13 protein-coding genes are annotated in these 15,123 nt (G+C 61.4%); 1 reads left to right on the forward strand and 12 read right to left on the reverse strand.

What is annotated here, in order from left to right:
- Positions 1–102 precede the first annotated feature (102 nt).
- The 12 genes from ftsW to gatC all read right to left on the reverse strand — a co-directional run bounded on the left by ftsW (position 103) and on the right by gatC (position 13,750).
- Positions 103–1,260, reverse strand: a complete 1,158-nt coding sequence (gene ftsW / locus ACE3SE_RS02610) for a putative lipid II flippase FtsW (RefSeq protein WP_045846490.1) — start codon at positions 1,258–1,260, stop codon at positions 103–105.
- Positions 1,257–2,633 (reverse strand): UDP-N-acetylmuramoyl-L-alanine--D-glutamate ligase, encoded by a 1,377-nt coding sequence (murD, locus tag ACE3SE_RS02615; RefSeq protein WP_374553736.1) that lies wholly within the window; start codon positions 2,631–2,633, stop codon positions 1,257–1,259. Before murD ends, ftsW begins: the two co-directional genes overlap by 4 nt.
- 12 nt (positions 2,634–2,645) lie before the next feature.
- Positions 2,646–3,731: a phospho-N-acetylmuramoyl-pentapeptide-transferase gene (gene mraY / locus ACE3SE_RS02620; RefSeq protein WP_045846492.1), complete on the reverse strand. Its 1,086-nt coding sequence runs from the start codon at positions 3,729–3,731 to the stop codon at positions 2,646–2,648.
- 1 nt (position 3,732) lies between these two features.
- Complete coding sequence (locus ACE3SE_RS02625; protein ID WP_062788746.1) at positions 3,733–5,109, reverse strand: UDP-N-acetylmuramoyl-tripeptide--D-alanyl-D-alanine ligase; 1,377 nt, start codon at positions 5,107–5,109, stop codon at positions 3,733–3,735.
- Entirely contained in the window at positions 5,106–6,584 is a 1,479-nt protein-coding gene (locus ACE3SE_RS02630) for a UDP-N-acetylmuramoyl-L-alanyl-D-glutamate--2,6-diaminopimelate ligase (RefSeq protein WP_374553738.1), read from the reverse strand. The genes ACE3SE_RS02625 and ACE3SE_RS02630 overlap by 4 nt, the downstream gene beginning before the upstream one ends.
- An 11-nt stretch (positions 6,585–6,595) precedes the next feature.
- Positions 6,596–8,347, reverse strand: a complete 1,752-nt coding sequence (locus ACE3SE_RS02635) for a peptidoglycan D,D-transpeptidase FtsI family protein (protein WP_374553740.1) — start codon at positions 8,345–8,347, stop codon at positions 6,596–6,598.
- Positions 8,347–8,619 (reverse strand): cell division protein FtsL, encoded by a 273-nt coding sequence (gene ftsL, locus ACE3SE_RS02640; RefSeq protein ID WP_045846495.1) that lies wholly within the window; start codon positions 8,617–8,619, stop codon positions 8,347–8,349. Before ftsL ends, ACE3SE_RS02635 begins: the two co-directional genes overlap by 1 nt.
- Entirely contained in the window at positions 8,616–9,578 is a 963-nt protein-coding gene (gene rsmH, locus ACE3SE_RS02645) for a 16S rRNA (cytosine(1402)-N(4))-methyltransferase RsmH (RefSeq protein ID WP_045846496.1), read from the reverse strand. Before rsmH ends, ftsL begins: the two co-directional genes overlap by 4 nt.
- Entirely contained in the window at positions 9,575–10,021 is a 447-nt protein-coding gene (gene mraZ, locus ACE3SE_RS02650; RefSeq protein WP_374553743.1) for a division/cell wall cluster transcriptional repressor MraZ, read from the reverse strand. The genes rsmH and mraZ overlap by 4 nt, the downstream gene beginning before the upstream one ends.
- Before the next feature lie 371 nt (positions 10,022–10,392).
- On the reverse strand, positions 10,393–11,820 hold the full coding sequence (gatB, locus tag ACE3SE_RS02655) for an Asp-tRNA(Asn)/Glu-tRNA(Gln) amidotransferase subunit GatB (RefSeq protein WP_374553744.1): 1,428 nt from the start codon (positions 11,818–11,820) through the stop codon (positions 10,393–10,395).
- A gap of 64 nt (positions 11,821–11,884) precedes the next feature.
- Positions 11,885–13,336, reverse strand: a complete 1,452-nt coding sequence (gatA, locus tag ACE3SE_RS02660) for an Asp-tRNA(Asn)/Glu-tRNA(Gln) amidotransferase subunit GatA (RefSeq protein ID WP_374553745.1) — start codon at positions 13,334–13,336, stop codon at positions 11,885–11,887.
- Between the two features lie 126 nt (positions 13,337–13,462).
- Complete coding sequence (gene gatC, locus ACE3SE_RS02665; protein ID WP_045846500.1) at positions 13,463–13,750, reverse strand: Asp-tRNA(Asn)/Glu-tRNA(Gln) amidotransferase subunit GatC; 288 nt, start codon at positions 13,748–13,750, stop codon at positions 13,463–13,465.
- A 296-nt stretch (positions 13,751–14,046) separates the two neighbouring features.
- On the opposite strand from gatC, the gene ACE3SE_RS02670 reads away from it, so the two are divergent.
- Positions 14,047–15,090 carry a rod shape-determining protein gene (locus ACE3SE_RS02670; RefSeq protein ID WP_374553747.1) on the forward strand — a complete coding sequence of 348 codons (1,044 nt, stop codon included), beginning with the start codon at positions 14,047–14,049 and terminating at the stop codon, positions 15,088–15,090.
- Positions 15,091–15,123: the final 33 nt, after the last annotated feature.

The raw sequence follows: 15,123 nt of genomic DNA on the forward strand, positions 1-15,123 counted from the left end.
CCGCGCATGATGCGCTGATTTTTGCTTCGTCCTGCAGCCTCGCAGAAACCGCCACCACCCGGCTTGCGCCCTTACGCGCCTGTCGGCGCTTATCCTGCGCGACTACACTTTGTAGCCGCGCATGATGCGGCGGTTTTCATAATCAACCCGCAGCAGCACGGCCATGGCGATGAGGTTCATCAGCATGGCCGAACCACCAAACGACATCAGCGGCAGGGTCAGGCCCTTGGTGGGCAGCAAGCCCATGTTCACGCCGATGTTGAAAAACACCTGAATACCCAGCCAGATGCCCATGCCCTGCGCCACCAGCGCCTGGAAGAACCGTTCCAGCTTTTTCGATTCCACGCCGATGTGAAACGCACGCCGCACCACCCAGGCATACAGGCCGATCACCACGCAGATGCCGACAAAGCCGAACTCTTCCGAAATCACCGCCATGATGAAGTCGGTATGGGCCTCGGGCAGGTAGAACAGCTTTTCAATGCTGGAGCCCAGTCCCACGCCATACCACTCACCCCGGCCAATGGCGATCAGCGAGTGCGACAGCTGGTAACCCTTGCCATACGGGTCGTCCCACGGGTCCATGAAACCCAGTACCCGCTTGAGCCGGTATGGCGAGGAGATGATCAGCAGCACGATGGCCACCGCCGCCATCACCGCGAGGCCCGAGAAAATGCGCATATTGATGCCGCCGAGGAACAGCACGCCCATGGCAATGGACATCACCACCATCAAGGCACCGAAGTCCGGCTCGCGCAGCAACAGGAAGGCCACCATCACCATGGCGGCAAACATCGGGGCAAAGCCTTCTTTCAGGCTGTGCAGCTTGTGGGTTTTGCGCACGGTGTAATCGGCGGCGTAAATCACAGTGGCGAACTTCATGATTTCCGACGGCTGCAGGTTGAGCACGAACAGGTTGATCCAGCGGCGCGAACCGTTCACCACCCGGCCGATACCGGGAATCAGCACCAGCACCAGCAGCACGATGCCCAGCAGGAACAACTTGCCGGCGTATTTCTGCCAGATGCGGGTAGGTACCTGGAACATCACGTAGGATGCGGAAAGGCCGATCACCATGAAAATGATGTGGCGGATCAGGTAGAAATAACGGTTCTGCGTGGCAACATCGGCCTCGGCATAGGCAATCGACGCCGAATACACCATCACCAGGCTGATGGACAGCAGCAGGGCCAGGGCCCAGGCCAATGCCTCGTCAAACGGTTTGATGGCGGTGTAGCGGCGCGCCGAGTGCACGATCATGGCTGCCCCTTTCCGGTTGCGGCCTTGATCTGTGCCACGGTGTCGATAAACACCTGGGCGCGATGGGCGTAGTTGCGGAACATGTCCAGACTGGCGCAGGCGGGCGACAGCAGCACCACATCACCCGGCTGAGCCAGTTCAGCTGCGGCGCGGGTGGCTTCTTCCAGCGTGGCGTAGTCGTGCAGCGCAACGCCGCTGTCGGCCAGTGCGGCACGGATGCGACCAGCATCGCGGCCAATCAGCAATACGGCGCGGGCAATGCGCTGGCAAGCCGGTGCCAGCGGGCTGAAATCCTGGCCCTTGCCATCGCCACCGGCAATCAGCACCACCTTGCGAGTCATGCCATTGAGGGCGGCCTCGGTAGCACCGACATTGGTGCCTTTGGAATCGTCAATCCAGGCGATGCCGTCAAATTCGTCCACCAGCTCCACGCGGTGGGCCAGGCCCTCAAAGCTTTGCAAGCCTTGCAGCAGGGCAGTGCGGTCCAGTCCGATGCTGTCGCACAAGGCCAGCGCGGCCAGGGCGTTGGCGGCATTGTGCAGGCCTTGCAGTTGCAGGCTGGCTTGCGGCAACACGGCCTCGCCCTGTGCGCTGAGCCAGTATTGACCGTCCTGCTGGGTGAGGCTGTATTCCACCGGCTGCTTGAGCGAGAACCACTTGACCACATGGCCGGGGCGCACCATGGCCGGGGCCAGGATGTCGTCACGGTTCAGCACCTGCACACCCTGGCCGTTAAACACGGCGGTCTTGGCGTGAGCGTAGTCCAGCAGGTCGTTGTAGCGGTCCAGATGGTCTTCGGAAATATTCAGCACGGTGGCGGCATCGGCCGCGAGGCTGTACGTGGTTTCCAGCTGGAAGCTGGACAGCTCCAGCACCCACACGTCCGGCTGCTTGCCGGACTGTTCGCGTTCCAGCAGGGCTTCCAGTACCGCCAGTCCGATATTGCCGGCCACGATGGTATCCAGTCCGGCCTGCTGGCACAGATGGCCGACCAGGCTGGTGACGGTGGTCTTGCCATTGGAACCGGTAATGGCAATTACCTTGCTGCCATTACCCTTGATGGCGCGGGCCAGCAATTCCACATCGCCCACCACTTCGCCACCGGCGCGACGGAAAGCATCCACCGCCGGGTTTTTCAGCGGCACGCCGGGGCTGAGCACCAGCATGTCGACACCGGCAAAGGTGCTGGCATCGAATGCGCCGGCGCGCAGTTCGGCATCCGGCACATGGCGCTGCAGTGCGGCCACGCGCTCGGGCGCGGGCTTGCTGTCGGCCACCACCACGCGTGCGCCGTGGGCAGCCAGATAGCGCGCGGCAGCCAGCCCCGAGCCTCCCAGCCCCACTACCGCGATGTGTCGATCAGCAAAGTTCATGAGCCCTTGTCCTTAACGCAATTTCAGTGAAGCCAGGCCAGCGAGCACCAGCATCATGGTGACAATCCAGAAGCGCACCACCACCTGGGTTTCCTTCCAGCCCTTCAATTCGTAGTGGTGATGCAGCGGTGCCATGCGGAACACGCGCTTGCCGGTCAGCTTGAACGAAGCCACCTGGATCATCACCGACAGTGCCTCCATCACGAACAGACCGCCCATGATGAACAGCACGATTTCCTGACGCACGATCACCGCCACGGTGCCCAGTGCCGCTCCCAGCGCCAGTGCGCCGACATCGCCCATGAACACCTGTGCCGGATAGGCGTTGAACCACAAGAAGCCCAGGCAAGCCCCGCAGATGGCGGCACAGAACACAACGACCTCATGCGCGCCGGGAATGAAGGGCAAGCCCAGATATTTGGAAAACACCACGTGGCCGGCCACGTAAGCGAAGATGGACAGGCCGGAGGCCACCATCACCACCGGCAACGCTGCCAGGCCATCGAGACCATCGGTCAGGTTGACCGCATTGGAGGTGCCGACAATCACCAGATAGGTCAGCACGCAGAAGCCCACCACGCCCAGCGGGTAGGCCACGGTCTTGAAGAAGGGCACGATGAACTCGGTGGAGGCCGGCAGCTTGGCGGTGGCAATCAGGAAAATACCCGCCGCAATGGCGATGGTGGATTGCCATACCATCTTGAATTTGGCCGACACGCCTTTCGGGTCCTTGTACACCACCTTGCGCCAGTCGTCGTAAAAGCCCAGCGCACCGGTACCCAGCATCACACCCAGCAGCAGCCAGACATATTTGTTGGACAGGTCAGCCCACAACAGGGTGGTGATGGTGATGGACAGCATGATCAGCGAACCGCCCATGGTCGGCGTACCGGCCTTGACCAGATGGCTTTGCGGACCGTCGTTGCGCACGGCCTGGCCGACTTTCAGCTCGGTCAGTTTGCGGATGACCCACGGCCCCATCATCAGCGAGATGGTCAGCGAGGTGAGCGCAGCCATCACCGCACGCAGGGTGACGTAGTAGACAACGTTGAAAGTCCGGATATGAGAACCCAGCAGATCGGCTAGCCAGAGCAGCACCTTACACTCCCTCTTCTTGTTGTTTTGCGGTCGTCAGGTGTTCCACCACCCGTTCCATACGCATGAAGCGCGAGCCTTTCACCAGCACGGAAGCTCCCGCTTGCAAATTGGCGTCCAGCCAGCTGGCCAACGCCGTGAAATCATCAAAACTGTGTGCGCCGTCGCCAAAGGCGGCGGCAGCGTGATGGCTGAGTTCGCCCAGCGTCACCAGCTGTGCAATGCCGCGCAGGCGGGCGTGCTCGCCCACCTCGGCATGCATTTGCGCTGCAGTCTCGCCCAGCTCGCCGATGTCACCCATGACAAAGCAGTGCGGTGCGGGCAAACCGGCCAGCACGTCGATACCGGCTTTCATCGAATCCGGATTGGCGTTGTAGCTGTCGTCAATCACCACGCCGCCGTGACGGCCGGTTTTCTGTTGCAGACGGCCCTTGGCATTACCGAACACCGCCAGACCGGCAGCAATGGCCGCCAGCGGCACGTCCAGCGCCAGGGCCATGGCCGCTGCGGCCAGCGCATTGCGCACATTGTGTTCGCCCGGTGCCGGCAGGCTGATGGCCTGCTCGCCTTGCGGGCTGCACAGGGTAAAGCGGCTGCCCAGTGCCTGCAGGCTGATGTCACGCGCGCTGATGTCCGCCTGCTGCTGCAGGCCGAAGCTGCAGATACGGTGCGTACCGGCGGCAGCACGGAACAGCGCAATATTGGCGTCATCGGCATTGACGATGGCCACGCCGTCCGCGGGCAGGCCGGAGAAGATTTCCGCCTTGGCACGGGCGATGTCGGCGGTATCGGCAAAATGGCCGATGTGGGCACGCATGGCATTGTTGACCAGTGCCACTTGCGGACGGGCCAGGCTGCTCAGATAAGTCAGCTCGCCGTGGTGGTTCATGCCCATTTCCAGCACCGCATAACGGTGGGCGGCAGTCAGCCCCAGCAAGGTCAGCGGCAGGCCGATGTCGTTGTTGAAGTTGCCGGCGGTAGCGTGCACCGCCTGCTCTCCGGCATGGGCCTTGAGAATGGCGCTGAGCATTTCCTTGACCGTGGTCTTGCCGTTGGAGCCGGTAATGCCCACGCGCAGTGCCGGCAGGGCGGCGGCCCAGCCTGCGGCCAGACGACCCAGCGCCAGCCGGGTGTCGTCCACCTTGATCAGGCTGGCGTTGTCGAGCGCAAAGTCCTCTGCCACCAGTGCAGCGACGGCACCGCGCGCCAGTACATCGGCCACAAAGTCATGTGCATCAAAACGCTCGCCCTTGAGCGCGACAAACAAATCGCCCGGCTGTACGGCACGGCTGTCGGTCACCACGCGGCTCAAACGGGCTTGCCCGTCTGCGCCCGACAGGGTGCCAACTGCCCAATGCGCAGCCTGCTGCAAGGTCATCATGCCTTGTCTCCCCAGGCCGTCAGCGCTTCTTCGGCAATGCGGAAATCGGAGAACGGGTGTTTCACACCGCCGATATCCTGGTATTCCTCGTGCCCCTTGCCGGCAATCAGCACGATATCGCCCGCCTGCGCCTGACTCACCGCCCAATGAATGGCGGCGGCGCGATCGGCTTCAACATGACCGGGATGGCTCATGCCGGCCAGAATGTGGTCGATGATGGTTTGCGGATTTTCGGTACGCGGATTGTCGCTGGTCACCACCGCCACATCGGCGATGCGCTCGGCGATTTCGCCCATCATCGGGCGCTTGCCCGGATCGCGGTCGCCACCGCAACCAAACACGCAATACAGCTTGCTGCCTGCGGGGCGGATATCGGCCAGCGTGGCCAGTGCCTTTTCCAGCGCATCCGGGGTATGAGCGTAATCAATCACCACCAGTGGTTCGTGACTGCCGCCAATGCTCTGCATGCGGCCACGGGCCGGCTGGATGCGCGCCATCACGGCCGCAGCATCAGTCAGGCTGATGCCGTTGACACACAGGGTGGCGAGACAGGCCAGCAGGTTGCTGGCATTGAACCGGCCTACCAGACCGGTGCGTACCTCTACCTCGCCCCATGGCGTGGTGACCCGCAGTTGCAGGCCATCCAGATTTGCCGTCAGGCTGAGCGGGCGCACATCGCCCTGGGTCAGGCCGTAGCTGACTACCTGGGTAGCGCTGGCATCGATGTCCTGCGCCAGCTGACGACCAAACGGGTCGTCCACATTGATGACCGCATGCTTGAGGCCTTCCCAGTGGAACAGCTTGGCCTTGGCCGCGCCGTAGGCTTCCATGCTACCGTGGTAGTCCAGATGGTCGCGGGTCAGATTGGTGAACACCGCGGTGGCAAAACTCACACCGTTCACCCGTGCCTGGTCCAGGCCATGGCTGGATACTTCCATGGTCACCACATGCGCGCCCTGACGACGGTATTCGGCCAGTTTTTGCTGTACGGTGACCGGGTCCGGTGTGGTGTGCGTGGTTTGGGTCAGTTCGCCATAAAAACCGTTACCCACGGTGCCGATCAAGGCGGCTTTCTGGCCCAGCAAGGAAAACGCCTGCGCCAGCCAGTGGGAAATGGAAGTCTTGCCATTGGTGCCGGTAATGCCGATCACCGTCATCGCCTGGCTGGGCTGGCCATAAACATGTGCTGCCACCATGCCGGCCCGCTCGCGCAGGGCGGGGACAGGCAGGTTGGGGATTTGCCAGTCCGGATTCCAGCTGAATCCGTCGGCGGCATCCCACAGTACGGCAGCCGCACCTTTTTCCAGCGCGGCAGGGATGAAGTCGCGGCCATCGGTGTATTCACCGCGGCAGGCCAGGAAGACATCGCCGGGCAATACACGGCGGCTGTCCGCTTCTACCCGTTTGATGGGGAAGCCCAGCTGGTTCAGTTCTGCCGGATCCCAGTCCGGCAAGCTTGTCAGGCGACTTTTCATGTTCTGTTTCTTCAAAAATCCGCAGGGACCGGAGTGGAATCCGGCAGCAAGCTGTTATTGGACGGCTCGTCCGGCTGCACATTCAGCACGCGCAGCGCGCCGCCAGCCACCTGGGAAAACACCGGTGCGGAAATGGCACCGCCGTAGTATTTGCCGGCCGTGGGTTCGTCAATCATCACGGCCACGATCAGTTTGGGGTTCTTGCCCGGGGCAAAGCCGATGAACAGTGCGCGGTGCTTGTTGGCCACATAGGTGCGGCCTTCCAGCTTGCGCGCGGTACCGCTCTTGCCGCCGATGCTGTAACCGATGATGCGGCCACCAACAGCACCGCCACCCGGTTCGCTGTTGGCAACCAGCAGGTCATGCATTTCGTGGGCGGTTTTTTCGCTCAGCACCCGCTTGCCCGGCATCGGGTTGTTGGTCTTGTACAGCGAGATGGGCAGCATCACGCCATCATTGGTAAAGATGGTGTAGGCACGGGCCATCTGGATCAGGCTGACCGATACGCCATAGCCAAAGGACATGGTGGCCTGTTCGATGGGCCGCCAGTTCTTCCAGTCGCGCAGGCGTCCAGCCGCCTCGCCAGGAAAGCCGGTATTGGGGGCACGGCCAAAGCCCAGCGAGTCGTAGTAGGTCCAGAAATCCTGCGGGCTGCTCAACAGCGCCAGCTTGCTGGTACCCACGTTGGACGACTTCTGGATGATGCCCAGGATGTTCAGGCTGGCTTGTGGCGACACATCACGGATGGTGGCCGGGCCAATCATGTAGGTGTGGGTATCCAGCACCGAGTTGACTGTGGTCTTGCCGTGTTCCAGCGCCAGCGAGATCGACAGCGGCTTCATGGTGGAACCCGGCTCGAACAAGTCGATCACCGCGCGGTTGCGCAGCATTTCCGGCGTGGTGCCAACCCGGTTATTGGGGTTGAACGAAGGGTAATTGGCCAATGCCAGCAGCTCGCCGGACTTGGCATCCAGCACCACCACACTGCCGGCCTTGGCCTTGTTCTCTTCCACGGCTGCCTTGATTTCGCGGTAAGCCAGGTACTGGATGCGGTGATCCACCGCCAGAGCCAGGGTCTGCCCGTCCTTGGGCGGTTCAATGGCGGCGACATCTTCAATGATGTGGCCACGGCGATCCTTGATCACCACGCGGCGACCATCCTTGCCAGCCAGCATTTTTTCGCGTGCCAGCTCTACCCCTTCCTGGCCTTTGCCATCCACCCCGGTGAAACCGATGATGTGGGAGATGATTTCGCCAGCCGGGTAAAAACGGCGGTATTCCTGTTGTTTGGCAATGCCGGGAATGCCCAGCGCCATCACCTTGTCAGCCAGCTCCGGGCTGATCTGGCGCTTGATGTAGACGAATTCCTTCTTGCGGTCGGACAGTTTGGTAGCCAGCTCTTCCGGGCTGATGTCCAGCATGCTGCCCAGCTCGCGCAGCTTGGCCGGGGGGATGGGCTCCATGTCGGCCGGGCTGGCCCAGATGGTTTGCACCGGCGAGCTGATGGCCAAGGGTTCGCCATTGCGGTCGGTAATCACCCCGCGGTTGGCTTCCAGCGTCATCGCGCGGCGGAAACGGGCCTCGCCCTGGCCTTGCAGGAAGTCCTGCTGCACCACTTGCAGGTAAATGGCGCGGCCGATCAGCGCCAGAAACAGCATGCCAAGCATCAGCAATACAAAACGCACACGCCCTGCCGTCATTTTCAGGGCAGGGCTGGCATCCGCAATGCGTTCACGCTGGTGGGCCGAGTAGCTGGTGCGCATCAGGCTCCTCCCCGCGGGGTAATGACCTGGATCTGGCGCGGGTCTGGCGTGTGCATGCCCAGACGGGTGCTGGCGGCTTTTTCAATCACCGCATGGGCACCCCAGGTACTTTGCTCCAGTTGCAACTGGCCATACTCCACTTCCAGCTGCTGGGCGGATTTCTGCTCTTTCTGCAGGTCGCTGTACAGCCTGCGCGACACGTGCTGGGACGTGACCACCGACCAGGCGGACACCACCACAAGAGTCAGGAGAATCGCGCACAGACGGTTCATGCATCCCCCTCACGCCACGGCGCAGCCGTGCGTTGGGCAACACGCATGATGGCACTGCGCGAACGGGGGTTTTCACGGATCTCTTCTTCGCTGGCGCGCACGGCCTTGCCTACGCTGTTGAGTGGGGGCTGGGCCATGTCTTCGGCCCGCACCATCACCCAGCTGGGCAGCTTTTCCACACTGCTGGCATCGCGCAGGTATTGCTTGACGATGCGGTCTTCCAGCGAGTGGAAGCTGATGATGGCCAGACGGCCGTCTTCAGCCAGATGGCGCGCCGCCTGCGGCAGGACGGCCTTGAGCTCGTCCAGCTCGCGGTTCACAAAGATCCGGATCGCCTGGAAGGTACGCGTGGCTGGGTCCTGACCCGGTTCCCGAGTACGGACGTTTTTCCCAACGAGCAAGGCGAGCTCACGCGTGGTCTGGATGGGAGCGAGCTCCCGTTGCGCAACAATGGCTGCTGCGATCTTGCGAGCAAACCGCTCTTCACCATAAGTCTTGATGACCTCTTTGATTTCGTCTTCTTCCGCACTGGCCAGCCACTGGGCGGCGGTAATGCCGCGGGTGGTGTCCATGCGCATGTCCAGCGGCGCGTCGAAACGGAAACTGAATCCGCGACGGCCATCGTCGATCTGTGGCGAGGACACGCCCAGATCCATCAATACACCATTCACCGTGGCCACACCCAGGCGGGCCAGTTCCTGACCCAGGGTCTCGAAACCGTTGTGGACAATGGTGAAACGGCTGTCTTCTGCCGCCAGCCGTTCGGCTTCGGCGATGGCTTCCGGATCCTTGTCAAAGGCAATCAGCCGGCCTTCGGGGCCCAGCCGTGACAGGATCAAGCGGCTATGACCACCTCGGCCAAAGGTGCAGTCGACGTACACGCCATCAGGCTTGATGGCGAGTGCTTCGACAGCCTCGGCAAGCAGCACCGTGCGATGCACGAACGGGGTGGGGTTCACAGCGTAAAGTCTCCAAGATGTTGTGCCAGGTCGGCTTGGTCTATTGCCAGGGCGTCATTGGTCTGGCTGTCCCATTCCTCGGCATTCCACAGCTCGAAGCGGTTACCCATGCCCACCAGTGCCACGTCCTTGTCGAGGCCGACCAGATCGCGCAGGCGGGAGGGAAGCAGGATGCGTCCGGCGCTGTCCATTTCCAGCGTTTCTGCGTGGCCAAGCACGAGGCGCTGGTAGCGTTTCAGCGTGGGATTGCCGGTGGGAAGGGCGAGAAGGCGGGCTTCGACCGGACGCCAGTTGGGTTCGGGGTAAATCAGCAGATGATCGGGAGATTCGAGGGTCACCACCAGCTTGTGGCCAAACGCGGACAGCAGTGTCTCACGGTGTTTGGCCGGAATGGCCAAACGACCCTTGCTATCAAGAGAGACAATGCTGACGCCACCAATCATGAGCTGGAAACCACCGCTGAAAGTTGAGGGGCCGTCGCCCCACTTTTACCCACTTCACCCCACTTTCCGCCACTATAAGAAAGAACTGCACTACGGTCAACATCACTTGGTGCTAATTCACCTTTTGCGACAATGACTTAGCGGCACGGTGAAAATGTGCTTTCCGTGTCAAATCAGTGAGTTAATAAGCACTGTCAAAGTGAGCTATGAACTGGAATGGTGCAGGAAGGCAACACAATGATTTTTAATGACAAGAACATCAGACAGCGTGCGATGATTGCGCAGCACCTGAAAGAAATGATTGAAAAAGAAAAAACGGAACGGCATGCACTGTACATGCCGTTCCGCTTGCTGAAGCTCAAAGGCCCGGATCAGGCCAGTTTCTGCTTCAGGATTTCCTGCACCTGGGCCGGGTTGGCCTTGCCCTTGGAAGCTTTCATCACCTGACCGGCCAAGGCATTCAGTGCCTTTTCCTTGCCGGCGCGGAATTCCTCCACCGCCTTGGGGTTGGCGGCAATGGCTTCTTCCACCATCTTCTCGATGGCACCCACGTCAGACACCTGTTTCAGGCCGTCACGCTCGATGATGGCATCGGCAGACAGATCGCTATCCCACAAGGCATCGAACACTTGCTTGGCCAGCTTGCTGGACAGGGTGTTGTCGGCAATGCGCTGGATCAGGCCGGTCAGGCGTTCGGCCGAGATCGGGCAATCGCCAATGTCCTTGCCTTCGCGGTTCAGGCGGGCGGCGATTTCACCATTCACCCAGTTGGCGGCCAGCTTGCCCTGACTGGAGGCCTGGGCAACGGCTTCGAAATATTCTGCCGTGGCGCGGTTGCCGGTCAGCAGGGCCGCGTCGTAGGCTGATACGCCGAAGGCTTCGACAAAGCGGGCCTTCATGGCGCTGGGCAGTTCCGGCATTTCGCTGCGGATGCGGGCGATCTGCTCGTCGCTGATGCGTACCGGCAGCAAGTCCGGATCGGGGAAGTAGCGGTAGTCGTGCGCGTCTTCCTTGCTACGCATCATGCGGGTTTCGCCGCTGTCCGGGTCGAACAGCACGGTTGCCTGCTCCACGCGGCCGCCATCTTCCAGGGTGTCGATCTGCCACTGGATTTCATACTTGATGGCCTGCTCCAGGAAGCGGAAGGAGTTCAGGTTCTTGATTTCACGGCGGGTGCCGAATTCCTGCTGACCGAACGGGCGCACCGAAACGTTGGCGTCCACACGGAAGCTGCCTTCCTGCATGTTGCCGTCGCAAATGCCCAGCCACATCACCAGACTGTGCAGGGCGCGGGCATAGGCCACGGCTTCTTCCGGCGAGCGCATGTCCGGCTCGGATACCACTTCCAGGAGCGGGGTGCCGGCGCGGTTGAGGTCGATGCCGGTCATGCCGCTGAAGTCTTCATGCAGCGATTTGCCGGCATCTTCTTCCATGTGGGCACGGGTCAGCTTGACCAGCTTTTCTTCCTCGCCCACCAGAATCGGCAATACGCCGCCTTCGACGATAGGCAGCTCCATCTGGCTGATCTGGTAGCCCTTGGGCAGGTCGGGGTAGAAGTAGTTTTTGCGCGCAAATACGTTCTTCTGGTTGATCTTGGAACCCAGTGCCAGGCCCAGGCGGATGGCTTTTTCCACCACGGCCTTGTTCATCACCGGCAGCACGCCGGGAAAGGCCAGTTCCACGGCCGAGGCCTGGGTGTTCGGCTCGGCACCAAAGGCGGTGCTGGTGCCGGAAAAAATCTTGGTAGCGGTGTTGAGCTGCACATGCACCTCAAGACCGATGACGACTTCCCATTTCATCGCGGAGAAATCCTTTTGCTATGCCGACAGGGGCGGACGCTGCGCCGCCCCGCTACGGTCTTGATTACAGGGCGGGAGCGCGGGTGTGCCAGTCGGTAGCCAACTGGAACTGGTGCGCCACATTCAGCATTTTTGCTTCGCCAAAATAATTGCCGATGATCTGCAAACCCACCGGGCGGCCCTGACGGTCGAAACCGGCCGGCACGCTCATGCCGGGCAGGCCGGCCAGGTTGACCGACAGGGTGTAGATGTCGGACAGGTACATCTGCACCGGATCGCCGGATTTCTCGCCGATATTGAAAGCGGCAGTCGGTGCCACCGGCCCCAGGATCACGTCACACTGCGCAAATGCGGCGGTGAAGTCGTTGGCAATCAGGCGGCGGATTTTCTGCGCTTTCAGGTAGTAAGCATCGTAATAGCCGTGCGACAGCACATAGCTGCCCACCAGAATGCGGCGCTTGACCTCGGCGCCGAAACCTTCGGCGCGGGTCTTCTCATACATGTCCACCAGATCTTTGTAATCCGCCGCACGGTGGCCGTAACGCACGCCATCGTAACGCGACAGGTTGGTGGAGGCCTCGGCCGGGGCAATCACGTAGTAGGCCGGGATGGACAGCTCGGTATTGGGCAAGCTGATGTCCACCACCTGTGCGCCCTGCTTTTTCAGCTCGGCCACCGCGTCTTCAATCACCTTGGCCACATCGGCATCCAGGCCGTCGGCAAAGTACTCGCGCGGCAGACCCACGCGCAAACCGGCCAGCGGCTGGTTCAGGTCGCGGGTGTAGTCTTCGCGGGCACGTTCCAGGCTGGTGGAGTCACGCTCGTCGAAACCGGCCATCACGTTCAGCATCAGCGCGCAGTCTTCGGCGGTCTGGGCAATCGGGCCGCCCTGATCCAGCGAGGAGGCATAAGCCACCATGCCGTAGCGCGATACCACACCATAAGTGGGCTTGATGCCGGTGACGCCACAGTGGCTGGCCGGCTGGCGGATAGAACCGCCAGTGTCGGTGGCGGTGGCCACCGGCGTCAGGCGTGCAGCAACAGCAGCGGCGGAACCACCGGACGAGCCGCCAGGAATGGCGTTCAGGTCCCACGGGTTTTTCACGGCACCGTAGTAGCTGTTTTCATTGGACGAGCCCATGGCGAATTCGTCCATATTGGCGCGGCCCAGCGTCACCAGCCCGGCGGCATTGCACTGTTCCACCACATGCGCACTATAGGGCGAGATGAAGTTGTCCAGCATTCTGGAGCCACAGCTGGTTTTCCAGCCCTGCTGGCAGAAGATGTCCTTGTGGACCATGGGCACACCGGTGAGCAGGCCGGCATTGCCAGCCGCACGGGCAGCGTCGGCCGCCGCGGCATCGGCCAGGGTGCGGGCGCGGTCCACGGTGATGAAGGCGTTCAGCTGCGGGTTCAGCGCCTCGATGCGGTCCAGGTATTGCGTGGCCAATTCCACGCTCGACACCGCACCCGCCGCCAGTTGTTGCGACAGTTGCTTGAGGGTGGCGTTCGTCATTTTGTCTTGATATCCGGTTAAGCTGGGATCAGTGAGCAGAAGCACCCGGCCTGCAGGACGGGTTTCGCACTTCGGAAAAAAGCGATTCCCAGGCGGGAACCATCCGAACAGCGATTGCTCTGAAACTCACTCGATTACCTTGGGAACGAGGAACAAACCCTTTTCCACCTGCGGGGCAATGGCCTGAAAAGCCTCCCGCTGATTGGTCTGGGTCACGATGTCTTCACGCAGGCGCAGGCTGACATCCTGCGGATGCGCCATCGGTTCGATGCCATCGGTGTTGACGGCCTGCATCTTCTCGATCAGGCCAAAAATATTGTTAAGCTGGTTGCCAACCGCGACGATTTCTTCGTCGCTTACGTTGATGCGGGCAAGCTTGGCAATCCGCGCGACATCCTGGTGCGTCAGAGACATGGCGTCCTCGTTAAAACCTTTAATATTTCAAGCTTTATAGGGTATCATAAGGGGTTTGATTCTCCCAAGATCGACATCACACATCGCAGCAGGAAAAACGCAGCTGACAACAGGGTTTTCTGTCTGTCATGCCTGTTGTTCATTTCCGTGTTGCAATGCAACAATGATGTCCCCGGAATGCCGCCGTCCGCTGCCTCAGGCCTGCGCCGCGACGGGCCCGGGAAGCCAAGCCCATGCTAAGAATTTGCCGGACGCGCATCGCGCCCGACTGACGGAAACTGAACCAGGACCGCCCAATGTTTCGTTCGCTCACCGGATACTTCTCCAACGACCTTGCCATCGACCTTGGCACGGCCAACACCCTCATTTACATGCGTGGCAAGGGCATCGTGCTTGACGAGCCGTCGGTGGTCGCCATTCACAGCGACGCGCCCACCAACAAGAAATCCATCCTGGCCGTCGGCCTGGAAGCCAAGAAGATGCTGGGCCGCACGCCCGGTTCCATCCAGGCCATCCGCCCGATGAAGGACGGCGTGATTGCCGACTTCACCGTGACCGAGCAGATGCTCAAGCAGTTCATCCGCATGGTCCACCCGCGCAGCACCTTCCGCCCCAGCCCGCGCATCATCATCTGCGTGCCCTGCGGCTCCACCCAGGTCGAGCGCCGCGCGATCCGCGAATCCGCGCTTGGAGCGGGCGCTTCCGAGGTGTACCTGATCGAGGAACCCATGGCCGCCGCCATCGGTGCAGGCCTGCCGGTGTCCGAGGCCTCGGGCTCCATGGTCGTTGACATCGGCGGCGGCACCACCGAAGTGGGCGTGATCTCTCTGGGTGGCATGGTCTACAAGGGCAGTGTGCGCGTGGGTGGCGACAAGTTCGACGAAGCCATCATCAATTACATCCGCCGCAACTACGGCATGCTGATTGGCGAAACCACTGCCGAAGAAATCAAGAAGACCATCGGCTCGGCCTTCCCCGGTGCCGAAGTACGCGAAATGGAAGTCAAGGGCCGCAACCTGGCTGAAGGCATTCCGCGCGCTTTCACCGTGTCGTCCAATGAAATCCTGGAAGCACTGACCGAACCCCTGAACCAGATCGTTTCCGCCGTGAAGATCGCGCTGGAACAGACTCCGCCGGAACTGGGTGCCGACATTGCCGACAAGGGCATGGTACTGACCGGTGGCGGTGCACTGCTGAAGGATATCGACCGCTTGCTGGCCGAAGAAACCGGCCTGCCGGTATTCGTGGCCGAAGAGCCGCTGACCTGCGTGGTTCGCGGTTCGGGCAAGGCGCTGGAAAAAATGGACAAGATCGGCACCATTTTCACCAACGTACCCTGATTGTTGCCTAAACGGAGTTGCTGCCGCCCCGTC

Origin of the sequence: Aquitalea pelogenes (genome assembly GCF_041914625.1) — a bacterium.
Taxonomy (GTDB): Bacteria; Pseudomonadota; Gammaproteobacteria; order Burkholderiales; family Chromobacteriaceae; genus Aquitalea; species Aquitalea pelogenes.

Excerpts from the sequence above, each read along its gene's own strand:
- ftsW (WP_045846490.1), bottom strand. The coding sequence starts at position 1,260 with ATGATCGTGCACTCGGCGCGCCGCTACACCGCCATCAAACCGTTTGAC.
- murD (WP_374553736.1), bottom strand. The coding sequence starts at position 2,633 with ATGAACTTTGCTGATCGACACATCGCGGTAGTGGGGCTGGGAGGCTCG.
- ACE3SE_RS02625 (WP_062788746.1), bottom strand. The coding sequence starts at position 5,109 with ATGATGACCTTGCAGCAGGCTGCGCATTGGGCAGTTGGCACCCTGTCG.
- ACE3SE_RS02630 (WP_374553738.1), bottom strand. The coding sequence starts at position 6,584 with ATGAAAAGTCGCCTGACAAGCTTGCCGGACTGGGATCCGGCAGAACTG.
- ACE3SE_RS02635 (WP_374553740.1), bottom strand. The coding sequence starts at position 8,347 with ATGCGCACCAGCTACTCGGCCCACCAGCGTGAACGCATTGCGGATGCC.
- ftsL (WP_045846495.1), bottom strand. The coding sequence starts at position 8,619 with ATGAACCGTCTGTGCGCGATTCTCCTGACTCTTGTGGTGGTGTCCGCC.
- mraZ (WP_374553743.1), bottom strand. The coding sequence starts at position 10,021 with ATGATTGGTGGCGTCAGCATTGTCTCTCTTGATAGCAAGGGTCGTTTG.
- gatB (WP_374553744.1), bottom strand. The coding sequence starts at position 11,820 with ATGAAATGGGAAGTCGTCATCGGTCTTGAGGTGCATGTGCAGCTCAAC.
- gatA (WP_374553745.1), bottom strand. The coding sequence starts at position 13,336 with ATGACGAACGCCACCCTCAAGCAACTGTCGCAACAACTGGCGGCGGGT.
- gatC (WP_045846500.1), bottom strand. The coding sequence starts at position 13,750 with ATGTCTCTGACGCACCAGGATGTCGCGCGGATTGCCAAGCTTGCCCGC.
- ACE3SE_RS02670 (WP_374553747.1), top strand. The coding sequence starts at position 14,047 with ATGTTTCGTTCGCTCACCGGATACTTCTCCAACGACCTTGCCATCGAC.